This is a genomic window from Ideonella sp. B508-1 (assembly GCF_000333615.1).
Taxonomy (GTDB): domain Bacteria; phylum Pseudomonadota; class Gammaproteobacteria; order Burkholderiales; family Burkholderiaceae_C; genus Ideonella.
In genome coordinates this window covers 1-6,721 of record NZ_BADL01000482.1, presented here as the reverse complement: position 1 = coordinate 6,721, position 6,721 = coordinate 1, and the positions used below count along the sequence as shown (strand labels likewise).

Annotated in this window: 8 protein-coding genes and 1 pseudogene; 7 read left to right on the top strand and 2 right to left on the bottom strand. The window is 64.4% G+C overall.

The features are described from left to right. The 3 genes from I73_RS19125 to I73_RS19115 all read left to right on the top strand — a co-directional run. A partial coding sequence (locus I73_RS19125) for a hypothetical protein (RefSeq protein WP_374701967.1) occupies window positions 1-416 on the top strand: 416 nt, incomplete at its 5' end. Further along, window positions 413-721 carry a hypothetical protein gene (locus I73_RS19120; protein WP_022982087.1) on the top strand — a complete coding sequence of 103 codons (309 nt, stop codon included), beginning with the start codon at window positions 413-415 and terminating at the stop codon, window positions 719-721. The genes I73_RS19125 and I73_RS19120, both read left to right, overlap by 4 nt. A gap of 81 nt (window positions 722-802) precedes the next feature. Then, window positions 803-1,417 (top strand): recombinase family protein, encoded by a 615-nt coding sequence (locus I73_RS19115; protein WP_022982086.1) that lies wholly within the window; start codon window positions 803-805, stop codon window positions 1,415-1,417. A gap of 424 nt (window positions 1,418-1,841) precedes the next feature. On the opposite strand, the gene I73_RS19110 is transcribed toward I73_RS19115, so the two are convergent. Together I73_RS19110 and I73_RS29130 are read right to left on the bottom strand one after the other, a co-directional pair. Next, entirely contained in the window at window positions 1,842-2,060 is a 219-nt protein-coding gene (locus I73_RS19110) for a hypothetical protein (protein ID WP_026096954.1), read from the bottom strand. Window positions 2,061-2,648: 588 nt separating this feature from the next. Continuing rightward, on the bottom strand, window positions 2,649-2,969 hold the full coding sequence (locus tag I73_RS29130) for a hypothetical protein (RefSeq protein WP_022982085.1): 321 nt from the start codon (window positions 2,967-2,969) through the stop codon (window positions 2,649-2,651). Window positions 2,970-3,280: 311 nt separating this feature from the next. Here I73_RS29130 and I73_RS29125 point away from each other — a divergent pair, with 311 nt between their 5' ends. The 4 genes and pseudogenes from I73_RS29125 to mobF form a co-directional block, all read left to right on the top strand. Beyond that, complete coding sequence (locus I73_RS29125; protein ID WP_022982084.1) at window positions 3,281-3,661, top strand: hypothetical protein; 381 nt, start codon at window positions 3,281-3,283, stop codon at window positions 3,659-3,661. Next, a pseudogene (locus I73_RS34905) lies at window positions 3,658-5,744 on the top strand (type IV secretion system DNA-binding domain-containing protein). Before I73_RS29125 ends, I73_RS34905 begins: the two are co-directional and overlap by 4 nt. Next, window positions 5,744-6,187, top strand: coding sequence for a protein-disulfide reductase DsbD N-terminal domain-containing protein (locus I73_RS29115; protein WP_022982083.1), 444 nt, complete (start codon window positions 5,744-5,746; stop codon window positions 6,185-6,187). The pseudogene I73_RS34905 and the gene I73_RS29115 overlap by 1 nt, the downstream one beginning before the upstream one ends. Further along, a partial coding sequence (mobF, locus tag I73_RS19085) for a MobF family relaxase (protein ID WP_026096953.1) occupies window positions 6,184-6,721 on the top strand: 538 nt, incomplete at its 3' end. The genes I73_RS29115 and mobF, both read left to right, overlap by 4 nt.

The window sequence follows — 6,721 nt, the reverse complement described above, 5'->3', positions numbered from 1 at the left end:
CGGTCGATCCCCGCTGGATTGGCCACGGCCGCCCCGCCACCGCTCATCGCGCCATGCAGGACGAATCGACCCTACAAGCCCGGCTGGTCGCCTTCGCGGCCTCGCTGGAAACAGCGCTCCAGGCTGACGCTGGCCGGCTCACGCCCGCAGCTCGCTTTGCGCTTGCCAGCATCGGCGCCTCGGCACGCCACCTCGCCGGCCTGGCTGGACCCGCCTCGGCGCTGGCCTCGGGCGAGTCCGACGCTCCGGCCTTCTTCGCGGCCGTCGCCGGCCAGCTTGCCGAACCTGAGTTCGGCTCGCTCGGCCTTGGCGACGTTCTGCGCGGCCTCGCCGACATAGAGGCAGGCCACACGGCTGACGCCGGTGCGGCTCTGGCGGCCATCCAAGCCCGCAGGGCAGGGGAGGCGGCCTCTTGATCGGCCGCCACACCCCGCCGCCTGGCCGGATCGCCGCTACCGCGTCGATTCCCGGCGCCTGGTGCGAGCTGCTGCACACCTCGCACCCCGAATTCGCGGCGGTGATCGTCATCACCGCCGATGGAGCGATGAGCCGCTGGTGGGCCTACCGCTCGCGCATTCGCGCTCGCTGGTCGTTCTGGCTGCTTCGCATCCAGAACTGGCCCAGCGGCTGGGACTACGAGCACCGCTCGCAGCGCCGGAGGATGCCTGACGGCACCTACCGGCGCGACGAGGACGCTGCACGACTCTTCACCCAGCCATGAAACCGGACTACCGCCCGGTTTCATGGCGTCCGAGCGCCTGGCCTTCGGCCTCGGCGCCGGGGATTTTGGCCTGATCGACCGATGCCGAACTACTACGCCTACCTGCGGGTTTCCCGCGACACCCAGGATGTCGCCAATCAACGCCTCGGCCTGCTGGACTACGCCAACCGCCAGGGCTACGCCCCTGTCGTCATGGTGGAAGACACCGTTTCGCGTTCCCTCCCTTGGAGGGAACGGCTCATCGGGCGTCTTCTCACCGAGCAGGCCCAGCGCGGCGACATCGTTTTGACCGCCGAGGTGACTCGCATCGCAGGGTCGCCGATGCAGGTTTTCTCGCTGCTGGAGGTTGCCGCAGAACGCGGCATCACCATCATCGTCACCAAGATGGGGCTCGTGCTCGACGCGAGCCTGAACGGCCAGATCCAGGCCGCGATGTTCGGCATCGCGTCCATGATCGAGGTGGAATTCATCCGCGCTCGCACGCGCGAGGGCCTTCAGCGCGCCGCTGCCGAAGGCCGCATCGGTGGCCGCCGTCCCGGCAGCACCGGGCGCCTGAAGCTCGACCCCCGCAAAGCGGAGGTCGGCGAGCTTCACGAGCTTTGCGTTTCCACGCCCAAGCTCGCCAAGCGCTTCGGCGTCACCGAGAAGACGATGCGCAAGTTCCTGGCGCGGCACTTCCCGAAGGTCGGCGGGTAAATCCACTGTCTGCCGGCTGGTGGCAGCCGGACAGCCCAGCCCACTTCGTGGGGCCTCGGGCAATGCTCCGCATGCCCTACGCGCCCGACAGGAGCCGTCCCGGCATCCTGTCAGCCGCGCGGGCACCCTGACGGGTTAGCCCTCGGCTGGGCGCTCAAGTCCCTTTCGCGCCTGGCGTGACTTTCGCACGCGAAAGCCCTTGGTGGCGATGGTGCCGAGTTGGCCGCTTCGCGCCCAACATCGTCCCACCGCTCATCACGCCGGCCGGCAGCTATCGCTGTGGTTCGCGTGCTGACGCTCACCACAAGCCGGCCCCGTTGGAAGGACCGGCCGCGCTGCCCTGGCAGCGCTGGTCCTTCCTCATTTCACGCAACCGGCCCCGTTCCGGGTCTTCCGCCGGTTGCACTGCTTCCGGCTCGCTGTACTACAGCGAGCCCCACTCACGTTCGTGAGTGTCTGACGCGATCCATTGAAGGACTGCTTCGCAGCCTTCGATGGATGCTGGCTGGACCGCACAATCAAGGCCGTAGGGGTTGGTCAGCCAGATGTCGCCATCGGTCAGGCCGACGCTCCATCCGTCGATTTTGAGCCTTCCCACGGCCTGAAGCTGCTCAAGCATCTCGCTCGGTTTCGGCAAGGTCATCGCGTTCTCACTGATGCTGATTCGGGCGAATCTGGCCGCTTAGCGTCCAGACCGGGCTTCTCCGGGTTCGCGCATTCGCGCTCATCCCCTGCGGGGACTGCTTCGCAGCCCTACATATCCCTTTCGCTTGCGCCGTCCCGGCGCCAGGCCCTGCTACTGCGGCGGTGTTTCCCACAAGCCACACAGGCCCGCTCGCTGGTCCGGTTGCCCACAGGAAGCCTCCTGATGGACAACCGGGCTCGCCTTCCGCCTCACGGGATGTTTTGGGCATCCCTTGCGGAAGCGCTGGGGCCTGTGCGTTTGTGGAAAACGTGCGGATCGGCAACGCACCGCACACGGCCACGGCCAGGAATTCGCCGGTCAGCCACTTCGCTCCGCTACGTGGAGCCATGCGTGAAAAGCGGCCAACGCCGCTTTTCATCCATGTCCCGCCACCGCCGCGATTCCCACAAGCCCAACCGGCCATCGCGCTACAGGGTTGCCCACAGGAAGCCTCCTGATGGACAACCCTGCGCGACTTCCTCCTTACGGGATGTTTTGGGCATCCCTTGTCGGAAGCAAGCCGACCCGTTGGTTTGTGGAAATCGCTCAAGCGTTCACCAGCGTCTGATCCGTGGCGGCCGGTGCGAATCCAGCTTGAGCAGGCGCCTGCGGCTCCTGCTTGTCCTCGGCCAGAAGCAGCTTGCGCAGCTTCGGCACCGCCGACTTCCAGGCGTCGGCGCTCACCTCGTCCAGGCCCTCATCCTTGATGAGCGCGAGGATCGCCTTCTGGTTGCGCTCGCGTTCGCGGCGCTCTTCCTCCTTCTTGCGGTCCCGCAGCGCTTGCAGCTTCGCTGCTGCTGCTGCGATTTCCTCATCCAGTGACCGCGACGGCCTTCCGGCCTTGCCGCTCGATTTCGCTTCGCTCATGCGGTGCTCCTTTCTTGTGCCCTTGGTGGATTTACCCTTCGCCCTGCGGGTCTGATGGACCCGGGGCTTGGCCGCCATTCTACCGCCTGGCGGTGTAAATCCACTGGGGCCAAAAAGTGATGGACGATCAACAGCTCCCGAGCGTCCCGGGGCGTCCCCGGACCCCTCGGTATCTGTCACACACCACGCAACTGGTGTTGCTGCGCTGCAAGCCCTGCTGTGGCAGGGCTTTTAGCGCGAATACACTAGCACTGTCTAGGCGAATACACTAGCCGTGCTACAATTGGCTAAACCGTTGTCAGGAAAGACAAATGCCGAGAATTAAAGGACGGGCCGACACTCTCGGGAAACCGATAGCGATCAGACTCCCACCAGACGAAGAGACGTACTACCGGAAGCAGGCGGCAGCGCACCGGATGTCGCTAAATGCCTACCTAGCCAAACTTCTCGTAGAGGGCGCGGTCGCCGAAAAGGCGGCGGAGTTCGGTGAGCTGATGGATCAGAAGATCGCCGAATTTGCGGCACTTCGCCCTGTCTCGGGTGGCGGCCTTCCTGACGAATTGATGCTGTCGATCATCACCAGCGAGGCGCTGCTGGCCTCGGTGGTTTCGGCGCAAGACGTGCAGTTGCTGTACCAGGCGCAGGACGCCGCGAAGACCAAGTTTCGGAAGATCAAAGGAGCGAAGCCATGACTACAGGACGTGAGCAGAAGAGCACCATGGGGAACTTCTCCCGTGGTGCCGAACTGTGGATGCACCAGGCACGCCTGATCGCCGTGGCGATCTGGACGGCCGTGTTCATTTCCTTCCTGGTTGGGGTGGGTGTCGGCGCCGCCTATTTCTACCGGGCCTCGACGGCGGTGGAGAGGTACGCCTTGGAGCGAAACGTCATCGGCCAGCTTCGGACGGTCTTCATGATGACCAAGGTTCCGATGGAGATTTACCTGAACAACCAGAAGCAGATGCGGCCGGTTGCCGAGGTGATCGAGCTGACGGAGGCGGACGCAGACGAAGCCCTGCGCAAGATGAAGAACGGCGCTGTGTTCGGCGCTCTGTGCGCTGTCGGCCTGGGCGGCCTGCTGACATTGCTGTGGTGGAACTACGGCAAGGGAAAGATGGAGGACAAGCGGCTGCGCGGCGCCCAGCTTGTCGAAGGGGCAGAGCTGAAGAAGATGATGGAGACGCGCGAGGATTGCAGCCCGTATGTCCTGGCCGACGTTCCGATGCGCAAGGGATCGGAGACGCTGCACACGATGATCGGCGGCGCGCAGGGTACGGGTAAGTCTCAGCAGTTTTTCCGCCTCATGGCCCAGGTCCGCAAGCGCGGAAAGCGGGCCATCGTGTACGACCCGACGGGCGAGTTCACCAAAGCCTTCTACCGCGAGGGCGTGGACATCCTCATGAACCCGCTGGACTCCAGAAGCCCGAACTGGAACATCTGGTGCGAGATCGAGAAGGACTATCACTTCGACAACATGGCGAACGGCCTCATCCCTGACCCGGCCGAGGCTGACCCGTTTTGGGCGCAGGCCGGGCGCATGGTCCTGAAGGACGTGTATCGGGTTTTGGGCCGCGAGAACCGCAGGACGAACGCTGACCTCTACAACTCAATCGCGCGCAGCAACCTTGAAGCGCTGCACGCGCTGCTTATGGGCACGGCGGGCGCAACCTACGTCGATCCGACCACCGAGCGAACCGGCATGTCGCTGAAGATGACCGTGCAGAACCAACTGGAGTCGTTCCGGTTTCTGCACGACCAGGGCGAGCTGTTCTCGATTCGGCAGTGGGTGCAGGATGACTCCGACTCGTGGATGTTCATCACTGCCCGGGAGGCCATGCGCGAGGCCCTTAAGCCTGTCCTGTCTCTGTGGATCGACACGGCCTTAAGGCGGTTCTGGACTTGGAGCCGATCCACCGCGAACGGCTGTGGTTCTTCATTGACGAGCTGCCGACACTCCAGAAGCTCGACATCCTGAAGCTGGCCTTGACCAACACGCGGAAGTACGGCCTTTGCTGCGTCATCGGCATCCAAGACTTCTCGCAGCTCAACGAGATTTACGGACAGCACTTGGCCAAGACGATCATTTCGGGTTGCCAGACCAAGCTGCTTCTGCGGGTGACGGACGGTGACGCTGCCCGCGTCCTGGCGAAGCTGATGGGCGAAGCCGAGCTGGACGAAAAGGAAGAGACGTTGAGCTACGGCCTGAACTCACAGCGCGACGGGGTGAGCGTGTTCGCGCGGCGCAATTTGCGCGACATCGTTCTGACCTCGCAGATCCTGACGCTGCCGGATATGACCGGCTACCTGACGGTGCCCGGCGACTACCCGGTGGCGCGGGTGGCCTACAGCTACCAGCCGACGCCAAGCATCGCCGATGGCTTCAAGGAGCGAGACGGGTTCGGCATCAGCTTCCGCCCGAAAATCAGCGGCAAGGCGCCCGCTCCGGCACCAGCGGCAGCAGCCGCTCAGGCCGCACCAGGCGCGGCAGCGGCCGCAGCGGCCGCGTCGCCGGCACCTGCACCCGCGCCGGTCGAAACAGACCTGTTCGGCGACGACGACGAGCCCGCAGATCCGGTTGTTCTGCTGAACGACCTTGACCCTGAAGACGAAATCGTTGAGTACGACCCGGAGGCCGATGCACAGGCCGAGGCCGTGCCCGAAGGGGACGAGGTTTCGCCGGCGAAAGCGGCAGAGCAGGGCAAGGCGGCGCCGGGTGACGGGCAGCCCAAGTCGGCAGGCGGTGCGGCCAATATTCTGAGAATCGGAGGCAAGTGATGCGGTCGAAGATCAACCGGAGAACGTTCGTTGTGGCTGGCCTTGTCGGGGCCGTGGCAAGCCAGCAAGCGCTGGCAGAGCCTGAGTTGCTGCCGCCAGACCAGGCTTTCAGGATGCGCGCGGGCGGCCGCTCGGGTCAGACGCTGGAAGTCCTGTTTCTGGCGGCGCCTGGCTACTACTTGTATGCCGAGAAATTCAGGTTCGAGACGGACAACAAGGCGGTGCGGGTGGCATCGGTGGAGCTGCCCCCAGGGCAGACGAAGTGGGAAGAAGAGTTCGGCAAGACGATCACCTATTTCCGGGGGCTGGTGCGGGTAAGGGTGACGCTCGATGGGCCGCCGATCCCGGTGAAACTGACCGCTCACGCACAGGGGTGCGCCGATGCCGGCGTGTGCTATCCGCCCGTCAGCCGCACATTCGAGGTTCCGGGGGCGAAGTCATGATTTCCTTGCACAACGTGAGCAGCGCCGGTGAGGCGCTGCACTACTTTTCGCAGGACAACTACTACACCGAGCACCAAGGCCTGGAAGAGTCGGAGTGGTTCGGCAAGGGCGCCGAAGCGCTTGGCTTTGAGGGCAAGATCGAGAAGCGCGAGTTCTTCGAGGCGCTGAACGGAAAGCTCGACGGACAGGAGCTGGGGAAGTGGGTTCGCAACGAGGAAACCGGCGAACGCGAACTTGAGCACCGGCCAGGCATCGACATCACTTTCTCCGCCCCCAAGAGCGTTTCGGTGATCGCCGAGGTGAGCGGAAACCGGGAAGTCCGGGAAGCTCACGAAGGGGCCGTAAAGGCCGCGCTGGGCTACATCGAGCGCGAGCTGTCGTACACCCGGCAGATGGAAGACGGCGAGCTGAACTCGGTGCAGACCGGCAACCTCGTGGTGGGGATGTTCCGCCACAACACCAGCCGCGATCTTGACCCGCAGACCCACACCCACGCCATCGTCATGAATGCGACGAAGCGAGAGGACGGCGAGT